The sequence below is a fragment of the Chitinophaga oryziterrae genome (genome assembly GCF_009758125.1).
GTDB lineage: Bacteria > Bacteroidota > Bacteroidia > Chitinophagales > Chitinophagaceae > Chitinophaga > Chitinophaga oryziterrae.
The window spans coordinates 345832-362912 of record NZ_WRXO01000001.1; the positions used below are offsets into that span (position 1 = coordinate 345832).

The window sequence follows — 17081 nt, forward strand, 5'->3', positions numbered from 1 at the left end:
CATCCCAAAAATATTTTGTTCTGTATAGCGTAGTTACTGCATTACTATTTTAACAGGTTTAATCACCTTATTCATAGTTGAATCCAGACTGATATGTTCGGCAACGAATGTGTTATTATCTATCCATTTTACCTGGCCGGGACCCCAGTTATCGAGTTCTATTTCTCCTACAGGTGTGATCGTACCGTTCACGTAAGAATACAATTGAAAACCATTGGCAGTGAAACCGGCTTCCAGGTCATAAGAAGGGCAGAGGAAGTATTTTTTATCAGGAGAGATAATAGGAGCACCCCAGGTATGGGTAGTTACACCTGTGGTCTGATCTACCAGTAAGAAATCTGTTGATTCATAATAAGTACCGAATATGCCGTATTGTTTTATATCCGGGAGGTAACCGGTATAAGTATATTCCGTATAGCTGTCATCATGTTTAGGATGTGCATTACTGGCCAATACTATATGGCGTCCATTCTCCAGTGTAATGATTAATGAATCGCCGAGCCGCTTTACATGTCCGTTTTTATCATGACGCAGGAGGGTAAGTTCTGCACTATCAGACTCTATTGCCGGTTCTTCGGTAAAGGGGGATTCAGCCGGATCCATGTCATATACAAGAAAGTTTTTATTCCCCATCTGAAATGTGTCTGTAGCAATATCGGCAGGTTGAGCTTTGGGTCGTGCTGTAGAATCGATAGAGGTATTGCTGGCCGTTTTCTGATGGCAGGCAGCGATGGATAATGTTAGCAGTAGGAGCGGCAGGTATTTTTTCATATGACGGAACAAAGATAGTGGGCATGGGGGGAACAAAAAAATCCCGGGACGGAGCCCGGGACCTTTTAAACTAAAGATATTTGAGTCTTACTCAGCTACTACTTCAAATTCCAGTTCAGCTTCATTGCCTTTACCGAAATCCAGTCTCGCTTTGTATGTACCTAATTCTTTTACATCATCCAGGATGTGGATGCGGCGACGGTCGATTTCATAACCTTTTTGCTCTTTAATAGCACGTGCAATCTGCACGCCGGTTACGCTACCGAATATCTTACCGGATGTACCGGTTTTAGCGCCAATTTTAACAGGGCCTGCTTTCAGCACTTCCACCACTTTGGCGATTTCAGCCAACATTTTCTCTTCCTTGGCTTTCTGCACCTTCAGGCGTTCCTGCAGTTGCTTCATGTTGGAAGGACTGGCTTCTACCGCAAATTTCTGCGGAATCAGAAAGTTTCTGGCATAACCGTTTCTCACGGCAGCCAGTTCATTCTTCTGGCCCAGGTTATCTACGTCTTGTATTAAGATTACTTGCATTGTTAGTCGGTTTTAAGCACCTTTTACTTCCCGATTTACATCAGGATTCGCTGAGGTTTACTTTAAAAGGTCAGTAACGTAAGGCAACAAAGCCAGTTGACGGGCTTTTTTAATAGCCTGGGCTACTTTGCGCTGGAATTTCAGAGAGTTACCTGTGATACGGCGAGGTAACATTTTACCTTGATCGTTCAGGAATTTCTTCAGGAATTCTCCGTCTTTGTAATCCACATACCGGATGCCCATTTTCTTAAAACGGCAGTATTTCTTCTGACGTTTCTCGGTTTTTACGGCCGTTAAGTACTTAATTTCTTGTTTTACTGCCATAATTTTAAGCTTCTACGGTTTTAGAATCAGTGTTCGCGCCATGCCTTTTGCGGTTATTGTAGATAACAGCGTATTTGTCAAGTGCGGTAACCATGTGACGTAATACATTTTCGTCGCGGTTGAGCTGAATTTTCAGCTTCTCATTGAGGTCGGATGGCGCAGTGTATTCCAGAACAAGATACATACCTGTAGTCTTTTTCTGAATAGGGTACGCCAGTGATCTTAATCCCCAGGGATTTTCGTGCGTAACTTCGCCACCATTATCTTTAATGATATCGGCGAATTTCTTTTGGGCGACTTTGTAGTCTTCCTCAGAAAGCACAGGGGTAAAGATCACCATCAATTCGTAGTTCATAATTTCCCTGATTTTAGAAAATTGTTAATAAAAAAATTTGGAGTGCAAAGATACTCAAAATGTGGAGACGAGCAAATAAAAGGCCGTTCCCGGAATGGAAACGGCCTCTTTGGTTTTCAAAAAAGATTAGTGGTTTACAAAAACCTTACTTACCTGAGACCCTTCCAGGCTTTGTACGCGAAGGAAGTATATGCCTGTTGGTAAATTATTGATATCCAATGTTTTAAAATTTCTGCCTTTGTTGACCGTAATCTGAGACTGATACCTGATATGACCTTGTAAGTCAATCAGTTGTAACTGAGCCGGTCCGTATTTTTCCATGTCCAGCCATATCTGCAACTGGTGACCAAAGATACACCAGAAAAGTTTTTTCCAGATATCCCTGAGTGTCACTACAACTCTTTGTGTATCACTATAAGTAACAGTACCATCTTTTCCAACTATTCTGAGACGGTAAAAAGATAATCCCAGCCACGGACGGGTATCATAAGTAAGATAACTGCTGGGCAGGTTAACAGTACCATGTGCTGTAATCGTATCTATTGCGTCAAAGTTGCGCATATTACGGGAGCGTTCCACCACAAAACAGGCAGCATTGATCTCGTACGGCGTCTGCCAGCTGATTTTCACATTACCTGAATCTTCAACAGCAGTGAAGTTATTAACAGGCAACGGATTCGCCAGGGTATGCAGGTTGTAACTGGTTTGTACCGGGTAGTGGTCTGTAGTGGTGGTACTGTAACTGCCTACCAGCTTTTCCACTTCCTTACGCACACGGGCAGAGCCAGGTACATAAGATACTCCCATTTCATCTGAGGCTAACACATTATCTATCACCGTATTATAAGAGGTGGTGGATTGTTGTCCGGCCAGGGCGAGCGGCAGCGTAAGTGGTTTATAATGAATGGTATCATTCATGAAATCTATGTAAGAGGTCGTAGTATCCGGTGCTTTTTCCGTGGTGATGGTTTTATTCAGTGCATCATTGAAATCACCAAGGACCACGAAGTTGCCGGAAGGGTATTGTGCGTCCAGGGAATCCTTTAATTCCAGGTTGCCGTCTTTCCGGCGCTGCCAGGAAGTGATCTTTTCTGCTGCGGTGCCTGTATTGGCTTTCGCATGGATCAGTATAAAATTGATCAGCGCACTGTCACCATTCAGCTTCGCTTTTGCTTCCATGAGGAAGGGGAAGCGGCCGGAAGACCAATTATAATAGGCGTTACTGCTACCCCCTTTTCTTAATATGCCATAAGCGCGAAGGCTGCTGACAATGGACGTTTTATAGACAAAGGCCAGTTTCTGGGCAGAGATATAGTCAGGATCTGCGATGCTGTCTGCATAAGAGCCAAAGTCGGAGAGTATGTAACTATATCCGTTCAACTGGCTTACTACCGTTCTGAACCGGGCAGTATCCACAACTTCTGCCAGGGCGAAAATATCAGCATCCAGCTTTTTGAGGATAGTGGTCACATTGGCCTGTTGCAGGCTATCGTTGGCCGGGTTCTGTACCGGGCTGCCAAACCATTCTATGTTCCAGTTCACCACTTTCAGTGAACGGAGGGAAGTACCGGAAAGTGTAATATCAGGAGTGCTGATGCCTGAGAAGCTGATACTGCCGCTGTAAGCCTGGTTGGCGGTTGCAGGCAGGAACTTCACCCAGGCAGTCTGAAGGCTGTCTGCCTGTGCCGCGGTGTAAGTCAGCGACGGACTGTAGGAACCGCTGCTGTCTTTGGCCAGGAGGAATCCTGTGGAAGCGGTGATTGTCAGGTTACCTGTGAAGTCGTTGCCCTGGAAGGCAAACGACTGAGGAGCTGATTGCTGTCCGGCAGGTATATAGTCGAAGTCAATGCTGGCAGGGCTTTTATCGATTGTAGGCAGCGGTGCGGTAGCGCTGTTGCCAATATGTACGTCATCTATTGTCCAGCGGGCGGCGCCAAGTGCAGGGGAAGCAGTGTATACAAACGCTACATACACGCTGGCCTGCTTATAGGCGGCTAAATTTATACTGTCAGATGTTTTCCATACATCAGACAGCAACTGGGGGAAGCGCCCGTTAATGGCAGTCCAGGTGGCATTGTGAGGATTGCCGGTTCCGCTGTAATTGGTAGATACCAGCAGTTGCAGGGTAGGGCCGGCGAAGGTAGTCCGGCTGGCAAAACCCAGCAGCGGGTAATCGAACCCGGTGAGGTCAAATGCCGGAGATATCAGCCAGTCCTCATTTTCAACCGGTCCGCCACTATAACCGTTGATCTGTACGCCATTAGTGCTGTTTTGTCCGAATGTGGTACAGTCCCATACCTGAGCGCCGCTCAGGCTATATTGGGTGAAACCGCTAAGGGTACCGGTACCGGAAGTGCAGTTATTGAAATCAAAAATAAGTTGTTGAGCGCCGGTGCTGAACCGCCATGTTGTGCTGTCTGTAATACCTGCAAAGGCATTACCGCTCAGGTCCAGTATGGCAGCGCTGTCTAATGTAATAAAGTAGGTGTGCAGAGGGTGAAGGGCTGTTGTTAAAGTAAGGGCAGCGTTACTGATAGTAAGGCCGCTTACCGGAAATGCCTGTTGTGTACCTGTCGTAACATCATGTAGCATAAGCTGTCCGCTGCCAGCCTGTATGTTCTCAGTGAAGGTAATAACAGGCTGTGTAGTCGGAGCGATGTCAGTAGCGCCATTTGCCGGCAGCAGTGTTATGATGGCAGGAGGAGTTGTATCCGCGCCGCTGCCTCCTGCTATTATGTTATCTACAGCAAAGGAAGGACGTGAGCCGGCACCGCTTACCTGCCTGTTTACCCAACGGAGCTGCACGAGAGACTGGTTGTTACAGTCAGCCGGTAATACCAGTGTTTTAGTCGCAGGGTCCAGCGGAGTTGTCACTCCGGAAGTAGTTTGCGTGGTTGTCGTATTCTGATATTCCGTACCGGTGATGTTGGTAAAACTGCCGGTACTACCTATGCGGTATTGCAGGATCACCTCATTGATGCGGGTATTACTGGTGCCATCGTAGGGATTGCGCAGTGTCATCACATCATATTGCAAAGAGATATTTACCTGTCCGCTTGTATTAATGGCCAATACCAGGGAATTGTCTGCACTGCCACTATTGAGGAACCCCAGTTTACCATTGTAATTATATACCCCATTGGTAGTGCTGGAAGCAGTACCGGTAGCCAGCGCTTTATCTGCTGACGGAGTGGCGGTGTTAAAAACGGCAGAAGGGGAACCAGTGAGTGTCCATCCCTGCCAGCCATCCGGGTAGGTGGTGGAAGAGGAGGGCAGGGCATCAAATGTCTGCTGGTAAGGCAACGGTTGTGGAGACGGCTGTGTCTGCGCATAGGCGTGGGAAAAACCGATAACCACAAGAAACGGGAGTAGAGTTTTCTTCATGTAAAAAGACAGTTTATCAGGGGTGGGTAATGACTATAATGTATTCAAGCTAATAATGGTCATTAAAACTACAATATTTGTGTTAGAGTTCTAAAGGTCTGTGCATGAATTATTTGTTAAGATAAGGCGGACAGTTTGTCAGCTATCTGTCTGCTGGCATGTCCTTTGGAACCCCTTCTTTAAAAATTGACACCCATGCAGAAAGGCGCAATACGTGTTCAAACAGAGAACATTTTCCCCATTATCAAAAAATTCCTCTATTCGGATCATGAGATCTTTATCCGCGAGCTGGTGAGCAATGCAGTTGATGCGACCCAAAAGCTGAAAACCCTTGCCAGTGTTGGCGAGTTCAAAGGCGAGCTGGGCGCCCTGGAAATAACTGTAAAACTGGATAAAGAGAAAAAAACGCTGACTATTTCCGACCGTGGGGTTGGTATGACGGCAGAAGAAGTAGATAAATACATTAACCAGGTAGCTTTTTCAGGTGCAGAAGAGTTCCTGACTAAGTATAAAGGTCAGGGTGACGGAACGAATATAATCGGCCATTTTGGCTTAGGGTTCTATTCTTCCTTCATGGTGAGCAATGAAGTGGAGATCATTACCAAATCTCATAAGGAAGGCGTTGCTGCTGTTCGCTGGGAATGTGATGGCAGTCCGGAATATACACTGGAAGAGACGACTAAAGAAGATCGCGGTACTGACATCGTGATGCATATCAATGAAGAGAGTGAGGAGTTCCTGGATGAGCATCGCATACAGACCATCCTTGAAAAATTCTGTAAGTTCCTGCCCGTACCTGTGAAGTTTGGCGACAAACAGATTAATAATACAAGTCCTGCCTGGACTAAAAAGCCGAGTGAATTAACTACTGAAGATTATCAGAGTTTTTACAAGGAATTATATCCTTTTTCAGAACCACCACTGTTCTGGATTCATCTGAATGTGGATTATCCTTTCAGTCTTACAGGTATTCTTTACTTCCCTAAGATCAATAAGAGCTACGAAATACAGAAGGATAAGATCAGTCTTTATTCCAACCAGGTATTTGTAACTGATGAAGTAAAAGATATCGTCCCTGAATTCCTGATGTTACTGCATGGTGTTATTGACAGTCCGGATATTCCACTGAATGTAAGCAGAAGTTATCTGCAGGGAGATCCAAATGTGAAAAAGATCAGTGCTTACATTACAAGGAAAGTAGCGGATAAGCTGGATGAAATATTCCGCAATGACCGTCCTGGTTTTGAAGAAAAATGGGAATCTATCGGTTTGTTTGCCAAATATGGCATGATGACAGACGACAAGTTCCAGGAAAAAGGGAACAAGTTCCTGATCATGCAGGATGTGGATGCCAGCAAATATTATACACTGGAAGAATACAAACAGGAAGCTGCCGCTTTGCAAACTAATAAAGATGGTAACCTGGTAATCCTGTACGGAACTAATCCTATTCAACAGGATAGTTATATACAGGCTGCTAAAAACAAAGGATATAAAATTGTGAAGATGGATACGCTGGTGGACGCCGCGTTTATCAACACAATGGAATCTAAATGGGAAAAAGTATCCTTTACCCGTGTGGATGCAGATATCGCTGATAACCTGATTGACCAGAATGAGAAAGCAGACAGCGTACTTACGCAGGACCAGGAAACAAAACTGAAAGAGTTGTTTGGTCACCTGCCACAGCTGCATGTTAAAGTAGAACTCAAAGGGCTGAGTGCAGAAGCACAGCCGGTAATCGTAACCCGTCCGGAATTAATGCGTCGTATGAAAGATATGGCAGCAGCCGGTGGTAGTGGAATGAGCTGGTATGCCAGTATGCCTGATGAGATCAATATGACAGTAAACGCAAATCATCCTATTTATTTGCAGATCCTGAATGAAGGTGATGAGGAAAGACAACAGAAGAAAGTGCGTAACCTGGCCGATCTGGCGTTGTTATCACAAAACCTGTTGACAGGTGCGGACCTTACTGCTTTTGTGAACAGAAGTGTGGAATTAATGGAAGGTGAGAAAAGGAACTAGATAATAAATGTATAAGTATAAATCCCGTCTGTGGTATATAACCCGGACGGGATTTTTTATGTGAGAAAGTGAGAATTACCCAAAATGATGAATGATAAGCAAATTGTGATAATAGCTCTACAATCTCAGGGATTCGAACTTCTGATATCGATGACTTTTAACTGCAGATTCATTTTACCATTCCATTCTATTTCATCAATGGTAAAAACCATATCAAATGGTTGATGACCGGATACAATGGGGAATTTTTCGGACATGTAGAATCCGATACCTGTGTGAGAGATAGATGATCTACCCTGTTTTACAGAAAATTTTATGTGTTCATCTTTTACGAGACGGGAATACCCGCTGTCCATTACATTTCTTACCAGGAAAACCGGACGGAGATTGTCGGGTCCCAGTGGTTCAAATTGCTGGAGTATTCTGAAAAACTTGGGTGTAATATCGTGTAATGTGATCTCTGTGTCGATCACTATTTCCGGCTTCAGCAGCTCGGGGTCTATGCTTTCAGCAACTACCTGCTCAAACCGTTCCTGGAAGGCAGGAACATTTTCGGGCTTCAGCGTCATGCCGGCAGCATAAAAGTGACCACCATAGTTTTCAAGAAGATCTTTACATTTATGGATAGCCTCGTATACATTAAATCCGGTCACAGAGCGGGCCGAGCCCGCAACTTTATCATTGCTGAGTGTCAGAATGATAGTGGGTCTGTAATAATGTTTATCTATAAGACGGGAGGCAACAATCCCCACCACACCTTTATGCCAGTCCGGTTTATAGAGTACTGTTGATTTGCGTCCTTGTAATTCTATATCATTTTCTATAATGGCAACTGCTTCTTTAGTAATAGTGCTGTCTACTTCTTTACGGTCGAAGTTATCTGCGTGTAATACTTTCGCAATTTCCATAGCCTTTTCCATATCTGTTTCTACGAAAAGGTTAACGGCTTTACGGGCATCATCCATTCTACCGGCAGCGTTTACACGTGGTGCAATTACGAATACCAGGTTAGAGATGGTGAGTTGTTCTTTCAGTCCACTCAGCTGTATCAGGGCTTGTATACCGGGAAGGGGGGATTCATTTACCTTTTTAAGTCCATGAAAAGCCAGCACCCTGTTTTCACCTGTCATGGGAACGATATCCGCTGCAATGCTGGTAGCTACCAGGTCAAGATAACGGTGAACGCTTTGTTCAGGTACATTCTGTTTCTGTGCAAAAGCGGAGATCAGCTTATAGCCAATACCGCAGCCACTCAGTTCTTTATATGGATAAGGACAGTCGTATTGTTTAGGGTTTAATATCGCTACAGCCGGAGGAAGTATAGCATCCGGCAGGTGGTGATCACATATTATAAAATCAATCCCATTTTCTTTTGCCCAGGTGATCTGTTCTACGGCTTTAATGCCGCAATCCAGTGCTATCACAAGTTTTACGTCATTATCACGTGCATATTCTATACCCTGAGTGGATATACCATATCCTTCGCGGTAGCGATGAGGGATATAAAATTCTATATTATCATATAAGGCGTGCAGAAAATCATATACAGTAGCCACGGCAGTGGTACCGTCCACATCGTAATCTCCGAATACCAGTATTTTTTCTTTCATGAAAAAGGCATGTTCAATGCGGGAAACCGCTTTGTCCATGTCTTTCATTAACCAGGGATCGTGAAGATCGGCCAGGGTAGGGCGGAAAAATAACCGGGATTCTTCATACGTATGCATTCCCCGCTGTACCAGTAACCTGCATAACAGGGGGTGTATGCGCAGTAGGGACTGTAGCAATGTTTCCTGTTTAGGTTGATAAGATCTTACTGTCCAGCGTTTTTGCATCAAGGCGTATTAGTTGTAGTATCTAAAGAAGGTTAAATTGTCTCTTTTGTCGGAAGATAGGTTTTATATTTTAAAAAGTACGGTCTGTTGTATATCTAACGAGCGTTTCTAACCCTGCCCGGATGTCATTTTCGGGAAGACTGTGGAGGATTGCAAGGGCTTCGTCCCTGTATTCGAACATTTTATCTCTGGTATATTCAATACCTCCCGATGCTTTCACCAGTTCTATGACTTCAGCTACACGTTCTTTATCTGTGTTGTGATTCTTCACAATATTGATAATACGGCGTCTGATTTCAGTAGTGGCATGTTCGAGTGTATAAATAAGAGGTAGTGTGAGTTTTTTTTCCCGGATATCTATGCCGGTAGGTTTGCCTATTTTGTCAGAACCATAATCGAAGAGGTCATCTTTGATCTGGAAGGCGACTCCCACCTTTTCCCCGAACAGGCGCATCTTTTCTGTGATTTCCTCATCTGCAGTGGTGCTCCATGCGCCTGCAGCACAGGCAGATGCCAGCAGGGAGGCTGTTTTACGGCGGATAATTTCGAAGTAGATATCTTCTTTAATATTAAGCTTGCGTGTTTTCTCTATCTGGAGTAATTCGCCTTCGCTCATTTCCTTTACGGCTTCGGAGAGTATCTGTAAAGATCTGAAGTCATTATTATTAAGAGACAATAACAATCCTTTAGATAGTAAATAATCTCCTACAAGCACTGCGATCTTATTTTTCCACAAAGCGTTGATAGAGAAAAATCCACGTCTTTCATTGGCATCATCCACAACATCATCATGAACGAGAGTGGCTGTATGAAGAAGTTCTACAAGTGCAGCGGCTCTGTAGGTAGCTTCCTGTATGTCGTTACTGAATAGTTTTGCAGAAAGGAGTACAAACATGGGCCTGATCTGCTTTCCTTTGCGTTTAACGATGTAATGCATGATCCTGTCCAGCAGGGGGACATGACTTTTTACAGAGTCTGCAAATTTGCTTTCAAAATCGCGTAATTCCTTACTGATCAGGTGTTTAATTTCGTCCATAGGTGTACTAAAAAGATTGCTAAGCTATGCTTTAAAAGTCAAATTTTAACAATTTGGCCCCTAATTTGTATATAAGGGAGTAACATAACTTTAACATTACTTTGTTTTAGTTATAACAAATATGCTTATTCGTTATATACCAAACCAAATTAAGGTATGACATTTGTTTTGCCTAAGCGCTAATAGTTAAGTAGTTATCAATGAAAATAATATTGCAACAAAAATTTGAATTATCGTTTGAGAATTTTACCTTTGCTGGGTAAAAAAACGGGTTATTAGTAAATTTTTAACAGTTTTTAAATAGAAAACAATTATGGCAAGCAAAAAGTACTTATTACTGGGCGGCGCTATGCTCTTGGCGGCGTCTACCAGTTTTGCACAAGTTACCCCTGTTTATGACGCTTTGGATTCAACCAAAGTTCCAGCTTCAAGACAGGCCCAACAGAACAATTTCTCCAACCACCAGTATGATTTCCCTGCGAAACCACGCGACATGTGGGAATTAGGTTTCCACGGTGGATTGCATGTGATCAACGGTACCGTTCCTGCCAGACCAGGATTTGGTGGTGGTATCTCTCTGAGAAAATCACTCGGTCACACTTTTTCTGTAAGAGCTGAATACACTGGTTCTTTCGATAAAGGACAGGACTACAGATTAAGACCAGTTATCACTACCGGTAGTAGTGCATGGGCTGCAACAGCTGCTGCGAATGGTGGTATGATCGTTCCTAACTACAAAACAGCAACTCACCAGCTGTCTTTGGACATGATAGCTTCTCTGAGTAACATTCTGTTTTACAAGGCCCAGCCTAAAGTAAACTGGTATGTATTTGGTGGTTATAGCCTCGGTCTGATCGACGTTGACGTTGATGCACTGAACGGTACTACTGCTTACAATTATAGCGGTATAAATTTTAGTGGCAGCCGTAAAGATATCCGCAGTCAACTGAAATCTTTGCAGGATGGAGATTATGAATCTAACGCTCCTTCTCAGGGTAACAGGGCTAACATTGGTCGTAAAAGCGACAACCAGCTGCTGCGTCACGGTGCTGACTTCGGTACTGGTGTTGCATTCAGAGTGTCTAAACGTTTCAACATTGGTGTTGAAGAAAAATACACAATGTACTTTGATGACTATCTGGACGGTTATTCCTCTCCTTACACCAGCCACAAAGATGCATTCAGCTACACCAGCATTCGTCTGAACTTCAACCTGGGTAACCCTGCTAAACGTGTTGAACCATTATGGTGGATCAACCCGCTGAACTACGCTTACAACGAACTGAGCGCTCCTCGTCACATGAAGCTGCCTACTCCGGTACTGCCTGATGCTGATGGTGATGGCGTAACTGATCAATTCGATCGTGAGCCTAACACTCCGGCAGGTGCTCCTGTAGATGTACACGGTGTTGCTAAAGATACCGATGGTGATGGTGTTCCTGACTTCAAAGACAAACAGCTGATCACGCCTACTTATTGCCAGCCAGTTGATGCTGATGGTGTTGGTAAATGCCCAGATCCTGAATGTTGCAAGAACATAGTTGCTAAAACTGATTGCAATAGCCTGGTTCTGCCAAGCGCTTCTTTCAAAGGTAACTCTACCAAGATTTCTGCAGAGAACGAAGCAATTCTGTCTAGCGTAGCTAACACGCTGAGAACTAGCCCATCTTGTAATATCCTGGTTACCGGTCACGCTGGTGCTAAGGGTAAGAAAGGTGGTGTTGATCTGAGCAGCAGAAGAGTAGATGCAGTTATTGATTACCTGGCTGACAAGCAAGGTATCGATCGCGGTCGCTTCATCAAACAAAACACTCCTGGTGAGTCCAGCACTGTAGATTTAGCTCCTGCTAACTAATAAGTGTTTCACTGGTGAAGATATAAAACCCCGTCCCGGCAGCTAGCCGGGACGGGGTTTTCACTTGGGTATATCCTGTCAAAGACTCATTTGTAGATATCCACATTTCGACTTACCTTTGGTCGCTTTTTTAATCAATTGCATACTTGTGAGAAAAGAAGACATTAACAGGGTAAGCCTTGCCGGCTTAGTAGTAGCACTAGGTATTATTTACGGTGATATTGGGACCTCTCCGTTATACGTTTTCAAAGCTATAGTAGGTAATAACCCCGTAAGCGATCTGCTTATAATAGGTGGTATCTCCTGTATCATCTGGACGTTAACTTTACAGACGACCATCAAATACGTAATTCTGACACTTCGTGCCGATAACAAGGGCGAAGGCGGGATTTTTTCATTATATGCTCTCGTAAGAAGACATGCCAAATGGGCCGTAATATTTGGTATGATCGGAGGTGCAGCTCTGCTGGCTGATGGCATCATCACTCCTCCTATTACGGTAACCTCCGCTATAGAAGGGCTACGTACACTGGAAATATTTAAGGACCTTAGTCAGTGGACAATTATTAAGATCGTACTTACCATTATAACAGGAATGTTTGTGGTACAGCAGTTTGGTACCGTATCCATCGGAAAACTGTTTGGTCCTATCATGGTCGTGTGGTTTTCAATGCTTGGTATACTGGGGATGTCGCATCTTGCTGATGACCTCTCTATATTAAAGGCGTTCAGTCCGTATTACGCTATTGAGTTACTGACTACCTATCCACGCGGATTCATGATATTAGGTGCAGTATTCCTTTGTACTACCGGGGCCGAAGCCCTTTACTCCGATCTGGGGCATTGCGGAAGAGGCAATATCCGGGTTTCCTGGATATTTGTAAAAACCTGCCTGATCCTTAATTATTTAGGACAGGGTGCATGGCTACTTACACAACGTGGTCAGATCATCCCTAAAGATCAGAACCCATTCTTCACTATTATGCCTGAATGGTTTGTCATCTTTGGGGTACTCATCGCTACGCTGGCATCTATCATCGCCAGTCAGGCATTGATCTCAGGATCCTTTACACTGATCTCCGAGGCAATGCGTCTGAATCTGTGGCCTAAATTAAAGATCAATTACCCCACAGAAATGCGTGGGCAATTATATATTCCCGGTATTAACACCATGCTCTTTGTGGGATGTGTGGCGATAGTCCTGATCTTCAAAGAGTCCAGTGCGATGGAGGCGGCCTATGGATTGTCCATAACGATCTGTATGCTCATGACATCCTGCCTGTTTGCGTTCTATTTATATACGCGACGGGTACGGCTAAGCCTGATACTCATCTACCTCATTATCTATTTTACTATCGAGTTTTCCTTCCTTTTTGCCAACCTGGTGAAATTCATGCATGGTGGTTATGTAACGGTAATAGTTGCAGGCATCCTCTTCCTGATTATGATCGTATGGTTTAAATCCCGTAAGATCAAAAACCGGTATGTGGAATTTGTGCGTCTGGAAGATCATCTGCCTATCATGCAGGAACTCAGTAACGATACTACGATCCCCAAGTATGCTACTCACCTTGTATATATGAGTAGTGCGGATAACCCGAAAGAAATTGAACATAAGATCATTTACTCCATATTAAATAAGAAGCCTAAACGGGCAGATATCTATTGGTTTGTGCATGTGGACGTAGTAGATGAGCCTTACCTTAGTGAATATTCTGTGCAGACAATCATTCCTAATGAAGTGATCCGTGTAGAGTTCAGGCTGGGATTTAAAGTGGAACAGCGTATTAACCTGATGTTCCGCATGGTGGTGGAAGATATGGTGCGTAACAAGGAAGTGAATATCACCAGTCGTTACGAGTCACTGAGCAAGAACAACGTGGTAGGCGACTTCCAGTTTATTGTAATGGAAAAATTCCTTTCCCATGATAATGACCTTCCGCTATATGAGCGCCTGGTTATGCGGATGTACTTCTTCCTGAAAAAGATTAGTCTTTCGGAAGAAAGAGGCTTCGGTCTGGATTCCAGTTATGTGACAATTGAAAAATATCCTTTGGTGGTGGCGCCGGTCACCAATCTGCAGCTAAAGCGGATTATACACTCTTAAAAAAGCAGACGGTTTACCGTCTGCTTTTTTTCTTCACTTTTCCCGCTATTGTTTGTACTTTATCTGTCGAAAGCAGCTAAAACCAAAACCACTTTATGTTCAGTAAACTTTATTGGGCCACCATACCAATGGCCCTAACCTGTGCATCCTATGCGCAACAGGTAAATTTGCCTTACCGGGATCTGCCAGATCCGGCACCCCAAACTTCCTGGGAAACCGTTACCGGCCTGCACGTCAGTTTTGCCAGTGCTGATATCCGCTATGAGAAGGGCAGAGCCCCGGATGCAGGCTTACAATCTGAATGGAAGACAAAAGCCTGGAAAGGGGAGCAGGTACATACACAATTGCTGATATGGACCACAAAGCCTTTGACCGGGGTCACTGTGAACACGCAACCCTTACAGGATGGCAAAGGGCATACCATCCCTGCTACAGCCAGTTTTGTACGTTATGTGATGACGGACGGCCTAAATAAGGATGGCACGGGTTGCGGTTACCGGAAGTCAACCGATTATGATTCATCGCTGGTGGAAGATGCTATAGACATTGTAAAGAAACAGGACATAGCAGCTAATACTACACAGCCGGTATGGCTAAGTATAAAAGTACCCGCTGGTGCTCCTGCGGGCATTTATCATGGCGTGGTGAAGATAGGGACGATAACCCTGCCTTACCAGGTGCAGGTATCAGCGCATACCCTCCCTCCGGCATCTAAATGGCAGTACCACCTGGATTTGTGGCAAAGCCCGTATGCCATCAGCCGGATGCACAAAGTGAAAGACTGGAGCCCCGCGCATTTTGCCGCAATGAAGCCTTACATGAAAATGTTGGCAGATGCAGGACAAAAGGTGATTACCACCACGCTGATATATGATCCCTGGAATGGACAAACAGAAGATATCTATGGCAGCATGATCAAATGGACAAGGCAGTCCAATGGCAAATGGTCCTATGACTATACCATTTTTGACAAATGGGTACAATTTATGCTGGACCTGGGAATTCGTAAGGAAGTAAACTGTTATAGCATGATACCCTGGAATCTTAAGTTCTGGTATTATGATGCAGCAACAGGGAAGGATACCTTTATTGTGGCCAAACCGGGTTCTGCAGAATATGATGCCCACTGGCGACCTATGCTTACAGATTTTGTAAAACATCTTAAAACAAAGGGCTGGTTCAATATTACTACTATCGCGATGGACGAGCGTACGATGGAAGATATGAAATGGACTATTGCGCTTATAAAGAGCGTTGATAAGGACTTCAAAGTATCACTGGCGGGTAGTTATCATGCTGAAATAGAAAGTGGCCTGGTAGACCTCTGTATCGCTTCTGCGGAAGTGATGCCTGCGGAAGTACTGGCTGAAAGAAAAAAGCGTGGCGATATCACCACTTATTATACTTATTGCCACGAAGGACATCCAAACACCTTTACATTTTCTCCACCTGCTGAAGCCACCTGGTTAAGCTGGTACGCAGCAATGAAAGGCTTTGATGGTTACCTGCGCTGGGCATATAACAGCTGGGTGAAAGACCCCCTGCATGATTCCCGCTTCCGGAGCTGGTCCGCCGGAGACACATACTTTGTATATCCCGGTGTGAGATCGTCTATCCGTTTTGAACGTCTGAAAGAAGGCATACAGGATTATGAAAAGATACGCCTACTGCGGGAGCAGTTTATTAAAGAGAATAATACCGCAAAGCTGCAGCAACTGGAAACGTTGTTGTCATCCTTTCAGCTGGATACGCTAAAAACGCGATCAGCGGCTGATATGGTGCAAAAGGCACAGGCGGGATTAAATGAATTCTGATATTAGAACAGGCAGGCTTATAAAGCCTGCCTGTTTATTTAGTCTATATAAAAACCGAATTTTCCCATTCTTTCATCCCGCATTGCTTCCATGATTTCTGTTTGTGTATTCATCACATACGGACCATGCCAGGCCACAGGTTCATTCAAAGGCAATCCATCACAGTACAATATTATTGCATCACTGCTGGCTTTTATATTGATCGCATCGCCTCCGTTGTTAAAGAGTACCAGGCTTCTGTCTCCGGCGGCTGCCCCGTTTACTGTTACATTTCCTCTCAAAACATAGAATAATACGTTCCTTGTTTCCTCTACAGCAATATCAACATTCCCACCTTCTTTTACTTTTATCAAAAAGGCATTTATACCGGTAAGTGAGTTGACCGCACCTTTATTCCCATTCCAGTTACCACCTGCAACAGCGACTTCTGATTTTCCATCAACAGAAGTAATCACAGGAATATCTTTTTTCTGTAATCCTGTGTAATGGGGTTGCTGCATTTTTAACTTTGCCGGCAGGTTAATCCAGAGTTGTAATAACTCCAGTTCTCCGCCATTTTCTTTAAAAGATTGCTCTACAAATTCGTTGTGAATTAATCCACGCCCGGCAGTCATCCATTGTACACCACCTTCTTCTATCTTACTATGAAATCCATGAGAGTCTTTATGTACAAGATGGCCGCTTACTATCCAGGTAACTGTTTCAAATCCTCTGTGCGGATGAGGTCCGAAAGGCATGCCGCTGTTCTGCGGAGGTAAGTTCATTGGTCCATGGTGATGCAACAGCAAAAAAGGATCTATGGTATCACCATTCTTCATGGGTAAAGCATTAAAGAAATGATAAGATTTTAGTGAACCACTGACAGGATGATTATTTATGATTTTGTTAACTGTTTTTTGCATAGTATAAAGGTACAATGAGTCCAGCTGAAGAGCGGTGGACTATTATAAGATTCTTATGGATGATTTTATCACAAAAAGGGGATGGGTGGTCACATAAAAAGATATCTTATTATATGAAGCCACAATTTTGCAGGGA

Annotated in this window: 12 protein-coding genes; 4 read left to right on the top strand and 8 right to left on the bottom strand. The window is 44.1% G+C overall.

Going from position 1 to position 17081, the window contains the following annotated elements:
* Positions 1-33 precede the first annotated feature (33 nt).
* From GO495_RS01505 to GO495_RS01525, 5 genes are all read right to left on the bottom strand, one after another.
* Positions 34-771: a hypothetical protein gene (locus GO495_RS01505; RefSeq protein WP_157297940.1), complete on the bottom strand. Its 738-nt coding sequence runs from the start codon at positions 769-771 to the stop codon at positions 34-36.
* An 87-nt stretch (positions 772-858) separates the two neighbouring features.
* Positions 859-1305, bottom strand: coding sequence for a 50S ribosomal protein L9 (rplI, locus tag GO495_RS01510; protein WP_089779600.1), 447 nt, complete (start codon positions 1303-1305; stop codon positions 859-861).
* 57 nt (positions 1306-1362) lie between these two features.
* Positions 1363-1629 (bottom strand): 30S ribosomal protein S18, encoded by a 267-nt coding sequence (gene rpsR, locus GO495_RS01515; RefSeq protein WP_089779598.1) that lies wholly within the window; start codon positions 1627-1629, stop codon positions 1363-1365.
* 4 nt (positions 1630-1633) lie between these two features.
* Positions 1634-1984, bottom strand: a complete 351-nt coding sequence (gene rpsF, locus GO495_RS01520) for a 30S ribosomal protein S6 (RefSeq protein WP_157297941.1) — start codon at positions 1982-1984, stop codon at positions 1634-1636.
* Positions 1985-2110: 126 nt separating this feature from the next.
* Positions 2111-5368, bottom strand: coding sequence for an Ig-like domain-containing protein (locus tag GO495_RS01525; RefSeq protein WP_157297942.1), 3258 nt, complete (start codon positions 5366-5368; stop codon positions 2111-2113).
* A 195-nt stretch (positions 5369-5563) separates the two neighbouring features.
* Here GO495_RS01525 and htpG point away from each other — a divergent pair, with 195 nt between their 5' ends.
* Entirely contained in the window at positions 5564-7396 is a 1833-nt protein-coding gene (gene htpG / locus GO495_RS01530) for a molecular chaperone HtpG (RefSeq protein WP_157297943.1), read from the top strand.
* A 125-nt stretch (positions 7397-7521) separates the two neighbouring features.
* Here the strand turns inward: htpG and recJ are convergent, their stop codons facing one another.
* Complete coding sequence (gene recJ, locus GO495_RS01535; RefSeq protein ID WP_157297944.1) at positions 7522-9231, bottom strand: single-stranded-DNA-specific exonuclease RecJ; 1710 nt, start codon at positions 9229-9231, stop codon at positions 7522-7524.
* 70 nt (positions 9232-9301) lie between these two features.
* Positions 9302-10267 carry a polyprenyl synthetase family protein gene (locus GO495_RS01540; protein WP_157297945.1) on the bottom strand — a complete coding sequence of 322 codons (966 nt, stop codon included), beginning with the start codon at positions 10265-10267 and terminating at the stop codon, positions 9302-9304.
* A 313-nt stretch (positions 10268-10580) separates the two neighbouring features.
* Here GO495_RS01540 and GO495_RS01545 point away from each other — a divergent pair, with 313 nt between their 5' ends.
* The 3 genes from GO495_RS01545 (at position 10581) to GO495_RS01555 (ending at position 16043) form a co-directional block, all read left to right on the top strand.
* A complete protein-coding gene (locus GO495_RS01545; protein ID WP_157297946.1) occupies positions 10581-12122 on the top strand; it encodes an OmpA family protein in 1542 nt (513 codons plus the stop codon).
* A 148-nt stretch (positions 12123-12270) separates the two neighbouring features.
* Positions 12271-14229, top strand: a complete 1959-nt coding sequence (locus GO495_RS01550; RefSeq protein ID WP_338075339.1) for a KUP/HAK/KT family potassium transporter — start codon at positions 12271-12273, stop codon at positions 14227-14229.
* Between the two features lie 95 nt (positions 14230-14324).
* Positions 14325-16043: a DUF4091 domain-containing protein gene (locus tag GO495_RS01555; protein ID WP_157297948.1), complete on the top strand. Its 1719-nt coding sequence runs from the start codon at positions 14325-14327 to the stop codon at positions 16041-16043.
* A 38-nt stretch (positions 16044-16081) separates the two neighbouring features.
* On the opposite strand, the gene GO495_RS01560 is transcribed toward GO495_RS01555, so the two are convergent.
* A complete protein-coding gene (locus GO495_RS01560) occupies positions 16082-16945 on the bottom strand; it encodes a pirin family protein (protein WP_157297949.1) in 864 nt (287 codons plus the stop codon).
* Positions 16946-17081: the final 136 nt, after the last annotated feature.